The 17,665-nt window shown below is 67.3% G+C and carries 17 protein-coding genes and 1 tRNA gene; 15 read left to right on the top strand and 3 right to left on the bottom strand.

The window, feature by feature from the left end; all coding sequences use genetic code 11:
- Positions 1 to 65: 65 nt before the first annotated feature.
- Positions 66 to 140: transfer RNA gene (locus ACODT0_RS06805), tRNA-Arg, on the bottom strand.
- A gap of 58 nt (positions 141 to 198) precedes the next feature.
- Positions 199 to 438 (bottom strand): hypothetical protein, encoded by a 240-nt coding sequence (locus tag ACODT0_RS06800; protein ID WP_172705324.1) that lies wholly within the window; start codon positions 436 to 438, stop codon positions 199 to 201.
- 276 nt (positions 439 to 714) lie between these two features.
- On the opposite strand from ACODT0_RS06800, the gene ACODT0_RS06795 reads away from it, so the two are divergent.
- The 4 genes from ACODT0_RS06795 to ACODT0_RS06780 all read left to right on the top strand — a co-directional run bounded on the left by ACODT0_RS06795 (position 715) and on the right by ACODT0_RS06780 (position 4,802).
- A complete protein-coding gene (locus ACODT0_RS06795) occupies positions 715 to 1,743 on the top strand; it encodes a Bug family tripartite tricarboxylate transporter substrate binding protein (RefSeq protein ID WP_082321838.1) in 1,029 nt (342 codons plus the stop codon).
- 129 nt (positions 1,744 to 1,872) lie between these two features.
- Entirely contained in the window at positions 1,873 to 2,397 is a 525-nt protein-coding gene (locus ACODT0_RS06790) for a tripartite tricarboxylate transporter TctB family protein (protein WP_057590850.1), read from the top strand.
- A gap of 22 nt (positions 2,398 to 2,419) precedes the next feature.
- Positions 2,420 to 3,949 carry a tripartite tricarboxylate transporter permease gene (locus ACODT0_RS06785; protein ID WP_261211472.1) on the top strand — a complete coding sequence of 510 codons (1,530 nt, stop codon included), beginning with the start codon at positions 2,420 to 2,422 and terminating at the stop codon, positions 3,947 to 3,949.
- A gap of 16 nt (positions 3,950 to 3,965) precedes the next feature.
- The gene (locus tag ACODT0_RS06780; RefSeq protein WP_057590852.1) at positions 3,966 to 4,802 is read left to right on the top strand and encodes a cytidylate kinase family protein; all 837 of its coding nucleotides are present in this window, start codon (positions 3,966 to 3,968) and stop codon (positions 4,800 to 4,802) included.
- Between the two features lie 15 nt (positions 4,803 to 4,817).
- On the opposite strand, the gene ACODT0_RS06775 is transcribed toward ACODT0_RS06780, so the two are convergent.
- Complete coding sequence (locus ACODT0_RS06775; protein WP_057590853.1) at positions 4,818 to 5,426, bottom strand: Crp/Fnr family transcriptional regulator; 609 nt, start codon at positions 5,424 to 5,426, stop codon at positions 4,818 to 4,820.
- 156 nt (positions 5,427 to 5,582) lie between these two features.
- Here ACODT0_RS06775 and oxc point away from each other — a divergent pair, with 156 nt between their 5' ends.
- The 11 genes from oxc to ACODT0_RS06720 all read left to right on the top strand — a co-directional run bounded on the left by oxc (position 5,583) and on the right by ACODT0_RS06720 (position 17,637).
- A complete protein-coding gene (gene oxc, locus ACODT0_RS06770) occupies positions 5,583 to 7,421 on the top strand; it encodes an oxalyl-CoA decarboxylase (protein ID WP_057590854.1) in 1,839 nt (612 codons plus the stop codon).
- 25 nt (positions 7,422 to 7,446) lie between these two features.
- Positions 7,447 to 8,700 carry a formyl-CoA transferase gene (frc, locus tag ACODT0_RS06765; protein ID WP_057590855.1) on the top strand — a complete coding sequence of 418 codons (1,254 nt, stop codon included), beginning with the start codon at positions 7,447 to 7,449 and terminating at the stop codon, positions 8,698 to 8,700.
- Positions 8,701 to 8,783: 83 nt separating this feature from the next.
- Positions 8,784 to 9,227 carry a PAS domain S-box protein gene (locus tag ACODT0_RS06760; RefSeq protein ID WP_203202883.1) on the top strand — a complete coding sequence of 148 codons (444 nt, stop codon included), beginning with the start codon at positions 8,784 to 8,786 and terminating at the stop codon, positions 9,225 to 9,227.
- Positions 9,224 to 10,471 (top strand): formyl-CoA transferase, encoded by a 1,248-nt coding sequence (frc, locus tag ACODT0_RS06755; protein ID WP_057590857.1) that lies wholly within the window; start codon positions 9,224 to 9,226, stop codon positions 10,469 to 10,471. The genes ACODT0_RS06760 and frc (ACODT0_RS06755) overlap by 4 nt, the downstream gene beginning before the upstream one ends.
- A gap of 253 nt (positions 10,472 to 10,724) precedes the next feature.
- Positions 10,725 to 11,057 carry an HAD family hydrolase gene (locus ACODT0_RS06750; RefSeq protein ID WP_489040917.1) on the top strand — a complete coding sequence of 111 codons (333 nt, stop codon included), beginning with the start codon at positions 10,725 to 10,727 and terminating at the stop codon, positions 11,055 to 11,057.
- Positions 11,058 to 11,092: 35 nt separating this feature from the next.
- On the top strand, positions 11,093 to 12,271 hold the full coding sequence (gene sucC / locus ACODT0_RS06745) for an ADP-forming succinate--CoA ligase subunit beta (protein ID WP_489040916.1): 1,179 nt from the start codon (positions 11,093 to 11,095) through the stop codon (positions 12,269 to 12,271).
- Positions 12,272 to 12,411: 140 nt separating this feature from the next.
- Positions 12,412 to 13,311: a succinate--CoA ligase subunit alpha gene (gene sucD, locus ACODT0_RS06740; protein ID WP_489040915.1), complete on the top strand. Its 900-nt coding sequence runs from the start codon at positions 12,412 to 12,414 to the stop codon at positions 13,309 to 13,311.
- A 61-nt stretch (positions 13,312 to 13,372) separates the two neighbouring features.
- Positions 13,373 to 14,140: a fumarylacetoacetate hydrolase family protein gene (locus tag ACODT0_RS06735; protein WP_479670846.1), complete on the top strand. Its 768-nt coding sequence runs from the start codon at positions 13,373 to 13,375 to the stop codon at positions 14,138 to 14,140.
- A 30-nt stretch (positions 14,141 to 14,170) separates the two neighbouring features.
- Positions 14,171 to 15,181: a 2-dehydropantoate 2-reductase gene (locus ACODT0_RS06730; protein WP_489040914.1), complete on the top strand. Its 1,011-nt coding sequence runs from the start codon at positions 14,171 to 14,173 to the stop codon at positions 15,179 to 15,181.
- A 13-nt stretch (positions 15,182 to 15,194) separates the two neighbouring features.
- Positions 15,195 to 16,619, top strand: a complete 1,425-nt coding sequence (gene pyk, locus ACODT0_RS06725) for a pyruvate kinase (protein WP_057590863.1) — start codon at positions 15,195 to 15,197, stop codon at positions 16,617 to 16,619.
- Between the two features lie 88 nt (positions 16,620 to 16,707).
- A complete protein-coding gene (locus ACODT0_RS06720; RefSeq protein WP_261217699.1) occupies positions 16,708 to 17,637 on the top strand; it encodes a LysR family transcriptional regulator in 930 nt (309 codons plus the stop codon).
- The last annotated feature ends 28 nt before the right edge of the window (positions 17,638 to 17,665 follow it).

The following is a 17,665-nucleotide window of genomic DNA, read 5'->3' as shown; positions in this document are numbered from 1 at the left end:
GGGCGGGCTGTTTTGTCCCACGTTTGTCCCGGTCGAAAAAAAGCCGTTGAAGATCAACGGCTTGGTGGTGCCTTCGACAGGAATCGAACCTGTATCTGAGTCTTAGGAGGACCCCGTTCTATCCATTGAACTACGAAGACGCTGGGCGGCTGGACTTTACCAGTTCGGCCGCTCCTTCCCGTGACGGCGGGACTTGGTTCAGCGCAGGCCCACGCGCGAGGCATGCCAGCGCAACGCGGCGGCGCGGGCCGGGTCGGTGGCCTCGATGCGGTCGGCGCGGCGTTGCAGGGCGCGCATCTGCTCGACCTCGGCGATCACCTTGTTCGGGCTCAGCAGGGTGCCCAGCAGCATGTCGGCCTCGTAGGCCAGCCTCCTGAGCACGACCGTGGCGCGACGCAGCAGCTTCGCGGGGACGGACGATCGGTCGAGGCTGGGCATGGCGGGAAGCTCCTGGGAAGAGAGGCACGGTGGACGGGGGTGTCGATTTTATAGGGTTAACCCGAGGCCTCCCGCGGAGGTCGGGCCCGGCCCTCGCGGCGCGCCTCGTGCCGGTGCCGCGACCGCTCGCGGGGTGGGCTTACCCCGATACGCAATCTTCAAAAAATTGACCGCGATCAAGCCGGCGCGTTTCGCGCACGCGCACCATCGGCGCTGTTCGGATCCGGCTCAGACTCACTACAAAAGAGAGCGCACCTCTACAGCAGGAGACAACAGATGAAGCATTTCATTGCGCGCTTCGGCGCGTGTCGCGCACGAGTCCTGGCCACCGTCGCCGCCGCCGCGGTCATGGCCATCGCCACCCCCGCACAGGCCTGGGAACCGGCCAAGCCCGTCGAGTTCGTGATCCCCGCCGGCACCGGCGGCGGCGCCGACCAGATGGGCCGGCTGCTGCAGGGCATCGTCATCAAGTACAAGCTGATGAAGGAGCCGCTGATCGTCGTCAACAAGTCGGGCGGCGCGGGCGCCGAAGGCTTTCTCTCAGTGAAGGAGGCCAAGGGCGATCCGCACAAGATCATCATCTCGCTGTCGAACCTCTTCACCACGCCGATGGCCACGGGCGTGCCCTTCAACTGGAAGGACATGACGCCGGTGGCGATGCTGGCGCTCGACCAGTTCGTGCTGTGGACCAACGCCGAGCAGCCCTACAAGACGGCCGGCGAGTACATCGCCGCGGTGAAGGCGGCGGGCCCGAACAAGTTCAAGATGGCCGGCACCGGCTCGAAGCAGGAAGACCAGATCATCACGGTCGCGCTCGAGAAGGCCACGGGCACCAAGTTCATCTACGTGCCCTTCAAGGGCGGCGGCGAAGTCGCGGTGCAACTGGTGGGCGGCCACGTGAACTCCACCGTGAACAACCCGATCGAGGCGGTGGCCCAATGGCGCGCGGGCAAGCTGCGCCCGCTGTGCGTGTTCGACGACGAGCGCATGCCCTTCAAGGCCAAGGTCACCGACACGCAGTCGTGGAACGACGTGCCCACCTGCAAGGAAGCGGGCGTGCCGGCCAAGTACACGATGCTGCGCGGCATCTTCATGGCGCCGGGCGTCAAGCCCGAGCAGCTGGCCTTCTACAAGGACCTGCTGACCAAGGTGGCCGCCACGCCCGAGTGGAAGGAATACATGGAGAAGGGCGCCTTCAACCCGACCTTCATGACCGGCCCCGACTTCGAGAAGTGGCTCGCCAGCGCGGAGATCACGCACAAGACGCTGATGACCGAGGCCGGCTTCCTGGCCGCCAGCAAGTAGGCCAGCGGGCAGCGGCGGCCGGGCGCGCCGCCGCGATGCCTCGTTCGACGTGTGCATGCGCCCGCGCGGGCGCGTGCCGTCGCGCCCGGTTCTTTCTCTCTGTCCAGACAACAACACGATGGGGGCTCCATGGAGCACGACGACAACGTATCCGACCCGGCCGCGCGCACGGGCGTGGCCACGAACAAGGTCGAGGCGGTGGTGGCATTGCTGCTGCTGGTGGCCGGCCTGGTGGTGGTCTTCGAAAGCCGCCGGCTCGGCGCGGGCTGGACCAGCGACGGTCCGGGCGCCGGCTATTTCCCGTTCTTCATCGGCCTGATCATCACGATCTCGGGCATCGGCATCCTCTACCAGTCGCTGCTGGGCAAGAACCGCAACACCGAGGTCTTCGTCGACCGCGAGCAGCTCAAGCGCGTGCTCTCGGTGCTGCTGCCGGCCCTGGTCTACGTGCTGGGCATCGCGCTGCTCGGGCTGTATGTGGCCTCGGCGGTCTACATCGCGCTGTTCATGGTGATCCTGGGCAAGTACTCCTGGGTCAAGGCCGCGCTCGCGGCGCTGGCCGTGAACACGCTGTTCTTCTTCATGTTCGAGGTCTGGTTCAAGGTGCCGCTGTTCAAGGGCGCCCTGGATCCGCTCTCGTTCCTCGGCTACTGACACCTCACGGAGCACAAGCGAAATGGAAGAAATCGGTGCCCTGATGCAGGGCTTCTCGGTGATCCTGACGCCGACCAACATCGGCCTGATGTTCGTCGGGATCATCCTGGGCGTGCTGATCGGCGTGCTGCCCGGACTGGGCGGCGCCAACGGCGTCGCGATCCTGCTGCCGCTCACGTTCACGATGTCGCCGACCTCGGCGATCATCATGCTGTCGTGCATCTACTGGGGGGCGCTGTTCGGCGGCGCCATCACCTCGGTGCTGTTCAACATCCCGGGCGAGCCGTGGTCGGTGGCCACCACCTTCGACGGCTACCCGATGGCGCAGCAGGGCCGCGCGGGCGCCGCGCTCACCACGGCCTTCACCTCGTCGTTCGTGGGCGCCTTCCTCGCGGTGGTGATGATCACCTTCCTCGCGCCGCTGGTCGCCAAGTTCGCGCTGAAGTTCGGCTCGCCCGAGTTCTTCGCGGTCTACCTGCTGACCTTCTGCAGCTTCGTGGGCATGGGCAAGGGCTCGCCGTTCAAGATCCTGGCCTCGATGGCGCTGGGCTTCGCGCTCGCCAGCGTGGGCATGGACACGGTCACGGGCCAGCTGCGCCTGACCTTCGGCCAGCCCGAGCTGATGCGCGGCTTCGACTTCCTGATCGCGGTGATCGGCCTGTTCGGCATCGGCGAGATCCTGCTGTCGATGGAAGAAGGCCTGAAGTTCTCGGGCAAGAGCGCGAAGATCGATCCGAAGGTGGTGCTGCAGACCTGGAAGCAGCTGCCGCAGTACTGGATGACCTCGCTGCGCAGCTCGCTGATCGGCATCTGGATGGGCATCACGCCGGGCGGCGCCACGCCGGCCTCGTTCATGGCCTACGGCCTGGCCAAGAAGATGTCCAAGCGCGGCTCGAAGTTCGGCACCGGCGAGGCCGAGGGCGTGGTCGCGCCCGAGACCGCGGCGCACGCGGCCGGCACCAGCGCGCTGCTGCCGATGCTGGCGCTCGGCATCCCGGGCTCGCCGACCGCGGCGGTGCTGCTGGGCGGCCTGCTGATCTGGGGCCTGCAGCCCGGGCCGCTGCTGTTCGTGGAACAGAAGGACTTCGTCTGGGGCCTGATCGCCAGCATGTACCTGGGCAACATCGTCGGCCTGATCGTGGTGCTGAGCACGGTGCCGCTGTTCGCCTCGATCCTGCGCATCCCGTTCTCGATCATCGCGCCGGTGATCATCGTGATCTGCGCGATCGGTGCCTACACCGTGCACAACGCGATGCTCGACATCTGGTTCATGCTGGGTTTCGGCATCATCGGCTACCTGTTCAAGAAGCTCGACTTCCCGCTCGCGCCGCTGGTGCTGGCGCTGGTGCTTGGCGACAAGGCCGAGGACTCGTTCCGCCAGGCCATGCTGGTGTCGCAGGGCGACGTGATGATCATGTTCTCGAACCCGCTGGTCGGCGGCATCACCACCCTGGCGCTCACGCTGTTGTTCTGGCCGCTGATCGCCAAGCTGCTGGCGCTCTTCAAGCCGAAGAAGCCCGACGAGTTCGCCGTCGAGCGGCCGGTCGATTGAGCACGGAGGCCACGCCATGCCCGTCATCGCACTGACCCAGGAAATGGGCTCGCTCGCCAAGGACGTGTCGGTTCAGCTCGCCGAGGAGATGGGGCTGGAGCTGATGCGCCACGAGGTCATCGAGCGCGTCGCCGACCGCATGCAGGTCTCGACCAGCCTGATCGGCCGCCTGCGCGGCGGCAAGGCCGGTTTCGTCGAGCGGCTCACCGCCGACCGGCGCAGCCTCGCGCTCTACACGGCCGAGGAACTGTTCGCGCTGGCCGACCGCGGCAACGTGGTGCTGCGCGGCTGGGGCGCCACCTGCCTGCTGCGGCCGGTGCCGCACGTGGTGTGCGTGCGCATCACGCGCTCGCTCAAGAAGCGCATCGACTGGCTGATGACGCACCTGGAGACCGATGACGCCGAGTTCGCCGAGGCCGAGATCCGGCGCAGCGACGAGGCGCATGCCGCGCGCATGCATGCGCAGTTCGGCGTGAGTTGGGGCGACCCGGTGCTCTACGACCTGGTGTTGAACACCGACCGCCTCACGGTCGACAGCTGCGTGGCGCAGATCCGCGCGCTGGCGGCGCGGCCCGAGTTCGCCGAGACCGCGCGTTCGCGCGCGCTGCTGGCCAACATGGCGCTGGCGGCACGCGTGAAGGCGGCGCTCAAGGACGGCGCGGCCACGGCCGACATTCGCGTCACGGTGGAGGCCGACCATGGCCGCGTGAGCCTGCGCGGCATCGTGCTCGACGCGGACGAGCGCGCGCAGACCGAGGCCGTGACGGCCGCGGTGGAGGGCGTGGGCGCGGTGGACAACCAGCTGCGGCTGATGGCGACGACCCGGCGCTTCGCGTCGGCGAAGCAGACCTAAGGGCCTGGCGCGACCTCAGATCTTCCCGCGCTTGCGCAGCCGGCTCAGGGTTTCCGCGGAGAGATTGAGGTAGGACGCGAGCTCCTTGCTCGGGATGCGGTCCACGAGCTCGGGGTGCTTGCGCAGGAAACGGTGCACCCGGCCCGGCGCGTCCAGCAGGTGCAGCGTGATGGTGTGCGCCATGATCTCGCTCATGCCGCGCATCACGAGGAACTCGAACAGTTCCTTGGTCTGGGGATGGTGCGCCAGGAAGGTGGTCCATTCCTTCAGCGGCAGGCTCGCCACGCGGGCCTTGGTGACGCAGACGATGCCGTAGGGCGTGGGCGTGCCCAGGCGCATGGCCGCGTAGCTGGTCTCCATGTCGTTCTCGTCGGCGAAGCGCAGGATCATCTCCTTGCCCTCCGGGTTGCTCACCACCCGCTTGAGGATGCCGTCGAGGATGAAGTACTGCTCCATCTCCCGCACCCCCTGGTGCAGCAGGAAATCGCCCTTGTTGCCGTCGACGATCACCAGGTGGGCTTCGAGCTCGGCGCGCTCGCCCTCGTTCAGGTCCTTGAGCAGGATGTTCTGCCGGAGCTGGGCGCGAATGATGTTCTTCTCCGGGTGGTTTTCCAACAACGTCATGGTCACCGTCTTGCTCGATTTCGTCGCCTGCGGCGCCGCTTCATCGGGGGTCGGCGCCGTTTTCGGGAAAGTTGACCGAGGTCAACGGCCGAAAGGATGGCCCGAATCATAGTCGCGGCTCGGGCCTCGGCCATTCACCCCAGCAGAAGGAGAGACATGTCTTCAGTTAGCACAGCCAAAGAGGCGGCCACGACGCTCGACGAGGCGATCAAGCCCAAGAGCCGGCCAGCCAACGGCGCCGCCGACGACCAGCAACTCGTCGCGCGCGCCCTCCAGCAGATGACGCAGGAAGCGCCGGAAGCGGAAACCACCGATGGTTTCCACCTGGTGATCGACGCGCTGAAGCTGAACGACATCGACACCATCTTCGCGCTGCCGGGCATCCCGATCACCGACCTGACCCGCATGGCGCAGGCCGAGGGCATGCGCGTGATCTCGTTCCGCCACGAGCAGCACGCCGGCAATGCCGCCGCTGCCGCCGGCTTCCTCACGCAGAAGCCCGGCATCTGCCTCACGGTGTCGGCGCCCGGCTTCCTCAACGGCCTGACCGCGCTGGCCAACGCCACCACCAACTGCTTCCCGATGATCCTGATCAGCGGCTCCAGCGAGCGCGAGATCGTCGACCTGCAGCAGGGCGACTACGAGGAGATGGACCAGCTGGCGATCGCCAAGCCGCTGTGCAAGGCCGCGTTCCGCGTGCTGCACGCCGAGGACATCGGCGTGGGCATCGCGCGCGCCATCCGCTCGGCCGTCTCGGGCCGCCCCGGCGGCGTGTACCTCGACCTGCCGGCCAAGCTGTTCGCGCAGACGATGGACGCCATCAAGGGCAGGAACTCGCTGATCAAGGTCATCGACCCCGCGCCGCGCCAGATCCCGGCCGCCGATGCCGTGCAGCGCGCGCTCGACCTGCTCAAGGGCGCGAAACGGCCGCTGATCCTGCTGGGCAAGGGCGCCGCCTACGCCCAGGCCGATGCCGACATCCGCGCGCTGGTCGAGAAGACCGGCATCCCCTACCTGCCGATGTCGATGGCCAAGGGCCTGTTGCCCGACACGCATGCGCAGTCGGCCGCCGCCGCGCGCTCCTACGTGCTGCAGGAAGCCGACGTGGTGCTGCTGGTGGGCGCGCGCCTGAACTGGCTGCTCTCGCACGGCAAGGGCAAGACCTGGGGTCAGGACAAGGGCGCCAAGCAGTTCATCCAGATCGACATCGCGCCGACCGAGATCGACAGCAACGTGGCGATCGCCGCGCCGGTGATCGGCGATATCGGCTCCTGCGTGGCCGCGCTGCTCGCGGGCATCGACGCCAAGTGGGCCAAGCCGCCGACCGAGTGGACCGGCGCCATCGCCGAGCGCAAGGACAAGAACCTGTCGAAGATGGCCGCCACGCTCGCCGCGCGTCCCTCGCCGATGAACTTCCAGAGCGCGCTCAGCGTGATCCGCGACCAGGTCAAGGCCCGGCCCGATGCGATCGTCGTCAACGAAGGCGCCAACACGCTGGACTTCGCGCGCAGCATCGTCGACATGTACGAGCCGCGCAAGCGCCTCGACGTCGGCACCTGGGGGATCATGGGCATCGGCATGGGCTTCGCGGTGGCCGCGGCCGTGGTCACGGGCAAGCCGGTGATCGCGATCGAGGGCGACAGCGCCTTCGGCTTCAGCGGCATGGAGGTCGAGACCATCTGCCGCTACAACCTGCCGATCTGCGTGATCGTGTTCAACAACAACGGCGTCTACCGCGGCACCGACGTGAACCCCAGCGGCACGCCCGACGTGGCGCCCACGGTGTTCGTGAAGAACGCGCGCTACGACAAGCTGATGGAAGCCTTCGGCGGCGTGGGCGTGCACGCGACCACCGCCGACGAGCTGCAGAAGGCCCTGACCGAGGCCGTCGCCACCGGCCGCCCGACCCTGATCAATGCCGTCATCGACGAGACCGCGGGCACCGAGAGCGGCCGCATCACCAGCCTCAACCCGGCCACGGCCAAGAAGAAGTGATTTCTTTCATTCCAGGAGATTCGACATGAGCAACAAACCTCTCAACGGCATCAAGATCATCGACTTCACGCACGTGCAGGCCGGCCCCGCCTGCACCCAGCTGCTGGCCTGGTTCGGCGCCGACGTGATCAAGGTCGAGCGCCCCGGCGCCGGCGACGTCACTCGCTCCCAGCTGCGCGACATCCCCGACGTGGACGCGCTGTACTTCACCATGCTCAACAGCAACAAGCGCTCGCTGACGCTGGACACCAAGCAGCCCGAGGGCAAGGTGGTGCTCGAGAAGCTGATCAAGGAATCGGACGTGCTGGTCGAGAACTTCGGCCCCGGTGCGCTCGACCGCATGGGCTTCAGCTGGGAACGCATCCAGGAACTGAACCCGAAGATGATCGTCGCCTCGGTCAAGGGCTTCAGCGACGGCCACCACTACGACGACCTGAAGGTCTACGAGAACGTCGCGCAGTGCGCGGGCGGCGCCGCCTCCACCACCGGCTTCTGGGACGGCCCGCCGACCGTGAGCGCCGCGGCGCTGGGCGACAGCAACACCGGCATGCACCTGGCGATCGGCATCCTCACGGCCATCATCGGCCGCGAGCAGACCGGCAAGGGCCAGCGCGTGGCCTGCTCGATGCAGGACGCCGTGCTCAACCTGTGCCGCGTGAAGATGCGCGACCAGCAGCGCCTCGATCGCCTGGGCTACCTCGAGGAATACCCGCAGTACCCGCACGGCACCTTCAGCGACGTGGTGCCGCGCGGCGGCAATGCCGGCGGCGGCGGCCAGCCGGGCTGGGTGCTCAAGTGCAAGGGCTGGGAGACCGACCCGAACGCCTACATCTACTTCACCGTGCAGGGCCATGCCTGGGCCCCGATCTGCGACGCCATCGGCAAGCCCGAGTGGAAGACCGATCCCGACTACATGACCGCCAAGGCGCGCCAGCCGCACATCACCGACATCTTCGCGACCATCGAGGGCTGGCTGGCCGACAAGACCAAGTTCGAGGCGGTCGACATCCTGCGCAAGTTCGACATCCCGTGCGCGCCGGTGCTGACGATGAAGGAACTGCTCAACGACGAATCGCTGCGCAAGAGCGGCTCGATCGTGGAAGTGCCGCACAAGGAGCGCGGCACCTACTTCACCGTGGGCAGCCCGATCAAGTTCTCGGACCTCAAGCCCGAGATCACCGGTTCGCCGCTGCTGGGCGAACACACCGACGACGTGCTGGCCGAGCTCGGCTACAGCCAACAGCAGATCGCCGCGCTGCACGAAGCGAAGGCAGTCTGAGCCAGGCGTTCCCCCGGGGCTTTTCCAGTCCACGAAGCGCCGGGGGGCGCGGTATTTCGGATGCGTCGAGGCGGGAGGCCAGCATGCAAGCTTCAGTGGATTTCAGGCAGCTCGTCGAAGGGGCGGGCGATGCCATCATGGTGTGCGATGCGGCCGGGGCCATCGTTCTGTGGAACCCCGCAGCCGAACGCATCTTCGGCTTCACCGAAGCCGAGGCGCTGGGTCGCTCGCTCGACCTCATCATTCCCGAGCGCCAGCGGCAGCGCCACTGGGACGGCTACCACAAGACCATGGACACCGGCATCACCAAATACGGTGCCGATCTGCTGCGCGTGCCGGCCCTGCACAAGGACGGCCGCACCTTGTCGATCGCCTTCACGGTGTCGATGCTGTTTTCGCCGCAACGCGAGGTCTCGGGCATCGTCGCCATCGTCCGCGACGAGACAGCCCGATTCGCGGAAGAGCGCAAACTGCGCGCTCGTCTGCTAGAAGCGGAAACCACGATCAAAGAAGGAGACAGTCGATGAGTCAAGCGCTGGAGGGTGTCCGCATCCTCGATTTCACCCACGTGCAATCCGGCCCCACCTGCACGCAGCTGCTGGCCTGGTTCGGCGCCGACGTCATCAAGGTCGAGCGCGCCGGAGAAGGCGATGCCACGCGCGGCCAGCTGCGCGACATTCCCGGTGTGGACAGCCTCTACTTCACGATGCTGAACCACAACAAGCGCTCGATCACGCTCGACACCAAGAACCCCAAGGGGCGCCAGGTGCTCGACGAGCTGATCAAGACCTGCGACGTGCTGGTCGAGAACTTCGCGCCCGGCGCGCTCGACCGCATGGGCATCACCTGGGAACACATCCAGAAGCTCAACCCGCGCATGATCGTGGCCTCGGTCAAGGGCTTCGGCCCCGGAAAGTACGCCGATTGCAAGGTCTACGAGAACGTGGCGCAGTGCGCCGGCGGCGCGGCGTCGACCACCGGCTTCGAGGACGGCCCGCCGATGGTGACCGGCGCCCAGATCGGCGACAGCGGTACCGGACTGCACCTGGCGCTCGGCATCCTGGCGGCGCTGTTCCAGCGCAACAGCACCGGCCGCGGCCAGAAGGTGCTGGCGCCGATGCAGGACGCGGTGCTCAACCTGTGCCGCGTGAAGATGCGCGACCAGCAGCGGCTGGAACGCACGGGGACCATGCACGAATACCCGCAGTACCCCGACGGCAAGTTCGGCGACGCGGTGCCGCGCGCGGGCAACGCCTCGGGCGGTGGCCAGCCCGGCTCGATCCTCAAGTGCAAGGGCTGGGAGACCGACCCCAACGCCTACATCTACTTCATCACGCAGGCGGCCGTGTGGCCGGCGGTGTGCAAGGTGATCGGGGAGGAAGGCTGGATCACCGACGAGGCCTACGCCACGCCGGCCGCGCGCCTCTTGCACCTGAAGCCGATCTTCGCGCGCATCGAGCAATGGACCATGACCAAGGACAAGTTCGAGGCCATGGACATCCTGAACCAGTACGACATTCCGTGCGGGCCGATCCTCTCGATGAAGGAGATCGCCGCCGACGAATCGCTGCGCGAGACCGGGACCATCGTCGAGGTCGACCATCCCACGCGCGGCAAGTACCTGACGGTGGGCAATCCGATCAAGCTGTCGGACAGCCCCACCGAGGTGAAGCGCTCGCCGCTCCTGGGCGAGCACACCGAGGAAGTGCTGATGCAGCTGGGCTACGGCCTGGAAGACGTGGCGGCGCTGCGCGCCGAACGCGTGATCTGACGACGAAGAACGCGGCGCGGTAATTCCGCGCCAATTCGAACGAATCCGCAATCGATTCGCCAATGGCATGGCCGGCGGCGAAGGGATTCGTTCGTCTTGTTTTCTTGAGTTGAATTGGAGCCATGCATAACTCCAAATGAATGCTCTCAATAAAATAGTTTGACTGTTATTTATCGTTCTGCACTTCTACAGTTTGAACATGCCGGCAAGTCATTCAATTCACCGCGCGGCAGTCATTCGAAAGGAGCAGACCATGCAGAACCTCACGCCCGTCCAATACTGGCTCGACGAGACCGAACGCAATGCCTACAACGCCGCCTTCTACGAATTGGGGCTGCGCTGGCACTGGGACCGGCAAACTTATTGCGACCTGATGGGCACGGCGCAGGAACCCGAAAAGCGCATCGGACATTATCTCGAGACCAATCATCCGCATCTGCTGCGCGCCTACGACGCCGCATTCCTGGCCGATGCGATCGAGCAGAAGAAGGAAGCCTACAAGCGCCGCGAAGGCGAAGGTTCCGCCCCGTTGTCGAAGCGTTATTTCAATTGGGCCGAATGCCGCGGTGCCGAACTCGGCGCCTGAATTGAAATTGAATCAATAAATCAACGGCGAATTCGATGAACATCCACGAATACCAGGGCAAGGAAGTGCTGCGCCGCCATGGCGTGGCGACGCCGCGCGGTTTCGTCTGCCGCACGAGCGACGAGGCGGCCGAAGCCGCGGCCCGGCTCGGCGGGCGTTCGTGGGTGGTGAAGGCGCAGATCCATGCGGGTGGCCGCGGCAAGGGCGGCGGCGTGAAGCTGGCCTGGTCGGGCGCGGAGGTGCGCCGCCATGCACAAGCGCTGCTCGGCATGACGCTGCGCACGCACCAGACGGGGCCCGAGGGCCGGGTGGTGAAGCAGCTGCTGATCGAGGAGGGGGTGGAGATCGACCAGGAGTTCTACCTCGGCATGGTGGTCGACCGCGGTGCGCGGCGCGTGGCGCTGATGGCGTCGAGCGAAGGCGGGATGGACATCGAGGAGGTGGCCGCGCGCTCGCCCGAGAAGATCCACACGCTGTTCATTGACCCCGAGACGGGGATCAAGGCGACCGAGGCCGATGCGCTCGCACGTTCGATCGGCCTCGCGGGCCGCGACGTGGTGCAGGCGCGCGAGTTCATGCAGAAGCTCTACCAGGCCTTCGATGCGAGCGACGCCTCGCTGGCCGAGATCAACCCGCTGGTGCGCACGCGCGACGGCCGGCTGATGGCGCTCGACGCCAAGCTCAGCTTCGATCCGAACGCGCTGTTCCGCCAGCCCGAGATCGCCGCGATGCGCGACCTCGACGAGGAGGATCCGACGGAGATCGAAGCCTCGAAGTTCGACCTGTCGTACATCTCGCTCGACGGCGACATCGGCTGCCTGGTCAATGGCGCGGGCCTCGCGATGGCGACGATGGACGCGATCAAGCTCTATGGCGGATCGCCGGCCAACTTCCTCGACGTGGGCGGCGGCGCGAGCGTGGAGAAGGTCACCGCGGCCTTCCAGCTGATGCTGCGCAACCCGCGCCTGAAGGCGGTGCTGGTCAACATCTTCGGCGGCATCATGCGCTGCGACGTGATCGCCCACGGCATCGTCGCCGCGGCACGCGAGACGGCTCTGTCGGTGCCGCTGGTGGTGCGCATGAAGGGCACGAACGAGGATCTGGGGCGGACCATCCTCGCGCAGTCGGACCTTCAGATCATCGGGGCCGAGGACATCGGCGAGGCGGCTCGGCAGGCGGTTGTCGTGGCTCGGGTTCCCAAGGGGCAGCGATGAATTGCTGCTGCTTTTTTCAACGGGCTTTTTGTCGTTCGTTGCGGGCTCGCGGAGGGAAGTACCCGCTGTCCTGTGCACGCGCCCCGAACAGCAGTTCCAGCAAAACAAGAACAGGCCCCCCAGAGCGGTAAAGGAAAAAGATGTCGATCCTCATCAACCGCCACACCCGCGTCATCACGCAGGGCATCACCGGCAAGACCGGCCAGTTCCACACCCAGGCCTGCCTCGAGTACGGCCACGGTCGCCACTGCTTCGTCGCCGGCGTCAATCCCATGAAGGCCGGGCAGGCCATGGCCGGCATTCCCATCTACGGCACCGTCAAGGAAGCCAAGGCCCGCACCGGCGCCACCGTCTCGGTCATCTATGTGCCCCCGGCCTTCGCCGCCGCCGCCATCGATGAAGCCGTGGATGCCGAGCTCGACCTCGTGATCTGCATCACCGAGGGCATTCCGGTGCGCGACATGATCCGCACCCGCCGCCGCATGGAAGGGCGCAAGACCCTGCTGCTGGGGCCCAACTGCCCCGGCCTCATCGTGCCCGACGAGATCAAGATCGGCATCATGCCGGGCCACATCCACCAGCGCGGCCGCATCGGCGTGGTCTCGCGCTCGGGCACCCTGACCTACGAGGCCGCGAGCCAGCTCGGGCGCTTCGGCATCGGCCAGTCGACCGTGGTCGGCATCGGTGGCGATCCGGTCGGCGGGCTGCGGCACATCGACGTGCTGAAGATGTTCAACGACGACCCGCGCACCGACGCCGTCATCATGGTCGGCGAGATCGGCGGCGATGCCGAGGAAGAGTGCGCGCGCTGGATCCACGCCCACATGCGCAAGCCCGTGGTCGGCTTCATCGCCGGCGCCAGCGCGCCGCCCGGCAAGCGCATGGGCCATGCGGGCGCCATCATTTCCGGCGGCAAGGGCACGGCGCACGAGAAGCTCGCCGTCATGAGGGCCTGCGGCATCCACGTGACCGACAACCCGGCCGACATGGGGAAGCTGCTGGCCTCGCTGGTCGTCCCCGACTACCTGCCGTTCGACTAGGCCCCGCATTCGCAGCGCCCGTCCTCCCACCCGCATTCACAGCATCAAAAGAAAGCACAACATGCCACAACGTTGGGTCCGTTTCGAACACGCCGGAGAAGCCGCCTTCGGCACCCTGGAGGACGACGCCGTGCGCGAGTACCGCGGCGACATGTACGTCACGCCCGAGCCCACCGGCCGCGTGTTCGCGCTGGCCGGCCTGCGCCTCTTGTCGCCGAGCGAGCCGACCAAGGTCATCGCGCTGTGGAACAACTTCCACGCCCTCGGCGAGAAGCTCAAGCTCGCCGTGCCCGAGGAGCCGCTCTACCTGCTGAAGGCGCCGAACTCCTTCTCGGCCCACGAGGCGCCGATCCGCAAGCCGCTGTGCGACGGCAAGGTCGTGTTCGAGGGCGAGCTCGGCATCGTCATCGGCAAGACCGCCACCGCCGTCTCCGAGGAGCGCGCGCTCGAGCACGTGTTCGGCTACACCTGCGCCAACGACGTCACCGTGGCCGACATCCTCAACCGCGATGCCTCGTTCGCGCAGTGGGTGCGCGCCAAGGGCTTCGACACCTTCTGCCCCATGGGCCCGGCCATCGCCACCGGCCTCGATCCCGCCACGCTGGTGGTGCGCACCGTGCTCAACGGCGAGGAGCGGCAGAACTATCCGATCAGCGACATGCGCTTCTCGGTGCAGCGGCTGGTCAGCCTCATCTCGCAGGACATGAGCCTGCATCCCGGCGACGTGATCCTGTGCGGCACGTCCGTGGGCGTGGGCTCGATGAAGCCCGGCAGCCTGGTCGAAGTGGAGATCGACGGCATTGGCCGCCTCTCGAATCGCTTCGGCTGACGCGAAGAATTTCAACTCTTGGGGATCGACATGAAGATAGCAATCATCGGCGCGGGGGCCATCGGCGGCCTGGTGGGCGCCAAACTCGCGCTGGCCGGGGAGGACGTGACCTTCATCGTGCGCGGCGCCAACCTCCAGGCCATCGGCGCCAACGGCATCAAGCTGGTGTCGGCCGAGGGCGAGGAGCAGGTGGCGCGCAACGTGCGGGCCACCGACCGCTACGACGAGGCGGGGCCGCAGGACCTCGTGATCCTCGCGATGAAGGCGCACCAGGTCGAGGCCGTGGTCGACGACGTGGCCAAGCTCTTCGGGCCCGAGACCGCGGTCGTGACCATGCAGAACGGCATTCCCTACTGGTACTTCCAGAAGCACGGCGGCGTGCTCGAGGGCACCACCGTGCGCAGCGTCGATCCGCAGGGCGTGCTCAACGCCAAGATCCCGCCGCGGCGCGTGATCGGCTGCGTGGTCTATCCGGCCTCCGAGCTGATCGCGCCCGGCGTCATCAAGCACATCGAGGGCGACCGCTTCCCGGTCGGCGAACTCGACGGCGCGACCACCGAGCGCGTCGAGCGCATCGCGGCCTGCTTCGCCAACGCGGGCTTCAAGGCACCGGTGCTCGACAACATCCGCGCCGAGATCTGGCTCAAGCTCTGGGGCAACCTGACCTTCAACCCGATCAGCAGCCTCTCGCACTCGACCCTGGTCGACATCTGCCAGTACCCGCCCTCGCGCGAACTCGCGGCCGCGATGATGCGCGAGGCCCAGGCCGTGGCGCACAAGCTCGGCATCGAGTTCCGCGTGACGCTCGAGAAGCGCATCGCCGGCGCCGAGAAGGTCGGCAAGCACAAGACCTCGATGCTGCAGGACGTGGAAGCCGGCCGCGCGCCCGAGATCGACGCGCTGGTCGGCGCGGTGGTCGAGCTCGCGCGGCTCACCGAGACCTCGACCCCGCACATCGACACCGTGTATTCGCTCGTGAAGCTTCTCGCGCGAACCATGGAAGAACAGCGCGGCCAGGTCCGGCTGCGCGAACTCGCCTGAGGACACCGACACCATGCGACGCCTTCGCAGCGCCAAGATCGTGGCCACGCTCGGTCCCGCCACTTCCGACGAGCCCGCGATCCGCGCGCTGTTCGAGCGTGGCGTGGACGTGTTCCGCCTCAACTTCAGCCACGGCACGCAGCACGACCATGCGCGCCGCCTCGAGACCATCCGCCGGCTCGAGAAGGAATTCGGCCGGCCGATCGGCGTGCTGCTCGACCTGCAGGGGCCGAAGCTGCGGCTGGGCACCTTCGAGGGCGGCCGTGCGCAGCTCGAGGCGCTCGCGCGCTTCCGGCTCGACATGGACCGCGCGAGCGGCAACGGCCGCCGCGCGCCCCTGCCGCATCCCGAGATCTTCGCCGCGCTGCAGGAAGGCACCGAGCTGCTGCTCGACGACGGCAAGCTGCGGCTGCGCGTCGACCGCCACGGCGCCGACTTCGCCGAGACCACCGTGCTGGTGGGCGGCCCCATCTCCGACCGCAAGGGCGTCAACGTGCCCAGCGTGCTGCTGCCGATCTCGCCGCTGACGCCGAAGGACCGCGACGACCTCGACGTCGGCCTCGCGATGGGCGTGGACTGGGTGGCGCTCTCGTTCGTGCAGCGGCCCGAGGACATCGACGAGGCGCGCGAGATCATCGGCACGCGCGCGGCCATCATGGCCAAGCTCGAGAAACCCGCGGCCATCGAGCATCTCGATGCCATCGTCGAGCGCTGCGACGGCATCATGGTCGCGCGCGGCGACCTCGGCGTCGAGCTGCCGCCCGAGCGCGTGCCCGAGCTGCAGCGCCAGATCGTGCGCGCCTGCCGGCTGCGCGGCAAGCCGGTGGTGGTGGCCACGCAGATGCTCGAGTCGATGATCGCCGCGCCGGTGCCCACGCGCGCCGAGGTGTCGGACGTGGCGACCGCGGTCTACGACGGCGTCGACGCGGTGATGCTCTCGGCCGAGTCGGCCTCGGGCAAGTACCCGCTCGAGGCGGTGGCGATGATGGACCGCATCGTCGCGCGCGTGGAGGCCGATCCCTCGTACCGCACCGGCATCGACGCCACGCACGAGAGCGCGCAGTCGACCACCGCAGACGCGGTCTGCACCTCGATGCGCCAGGTGGCCGCGCTGCTCGCGCCGGCCGCCACCGTGACCTACACCTCCTCGGGCTTCACCAGCCTGCGCGCGGCGCGCGAGCGGCCCGCGGTGCCGATCCTGAGCCTCACGCCCGACATGGCGACCGCGCGCCGCATGGCGATGGTGTGGGGCGTGCATGCGGTGCTGGTGGACGACGTGCACGACGTGGGCGAGATGATCGAGTGCGCCTGCCGCACCGCGCATGCCGAGGGCTTCGCGCAGCCCGGCCAGAAGGTGGTGGTGGTGGCGGGCCTGCCCTTCGGCCAGTCGGGCACCACCAACCTGCTGCACGTCGCGCGTATTCCAAACCATTCCTGATCGCGAATACTTGACCGCGGTCATGCGGCCCGCGCGCCGCCGGCCATAGCATGGGACTTCCGAACGAAGCAGTTCTCCAGGAATCCCCATGAAGCACGCGACCCTGCGCCAGTTGAAGGTTTTCGAGGCGGTGGCGCGGCTCCTGAGCTTTTCGCGCGCGGCCGAGGAGCTGCACCTCACGCAGCCCGCGGTGTCGACGCAGGTGCGCAAGCTCGAGGACCACGCCGGCAACACGCTGTTCGAGCAGTTCGGCAAGAAGGTCTATCTCACGGCCGCGGGCACCGAGCTGCTGCAGCTCAGCCGCGCGATCATCCAGCAGTTCGAGGCGGCCGAGAACGCGATGCTGCAGTTCAAGGGCATCTCGGGCGGCAAGCTCAACGTGGGCGTGATCAGCGCGGGCGACTACTTCTTTCCGCGCCTGCTGGTGGAGTTCGCGGGCCGGCACCGCGGCGTGACCCTGAACTTCACCGTGCACAACCGCGAGGGCCTGCTCACGCACATCGCCGAGAACCTCACCGACCTCGCGATCATGGTGCGGCCGCCCACCGACCTCGACACGCTGAACCAGCCCTTCGCGCCGCACCCTTACGTGATCATCGCGGCGCCCACGCATCCGCTGGTGGGCGTGAAGGGCGTGCCGCTCAAGCGGCTGATCCGCGAGCCCTTCGTGGTGCGCGAGCGCGCGTCCGACACCTGGCATTCGATGGAGGAGGGCTTCGGCGCCGCGCTGAGCGAGATCAACATCGCGATGGAGATCCGCAGCACCGAGACCATCAAGCAGGCGGTGATCGCGGGCATGGGCGTGAGCTTCGTGTCGGCCCACACCATCAGCCAGGAGCTGCGCGCGGGCAGCGTGCGGGTGCTCGACGTGCAGGGCTTTCCGCTGATGCTCAACTGGTACGTGGTGCACCGCCGCGGCAAGCGGCTGCCGCCGGTGGCGCAGGCCTTCAAGGACTTCCTGCTGCACGACGGCACCGCGCTGATCTCGCAGATCGTGCCCTTCGATCCGGCGATCTGAAGGCGAAAAAAAAGAGCGCTCTCGGCGC

The sequence above is a fragment of the Variovorax sp. FG153 genome (genome assembly GCF_057809595.1).
Note: the sequence above shows the minus strand (reverse complement) of the source record. Positions and strands in the feature narration are given on the sequence as shown.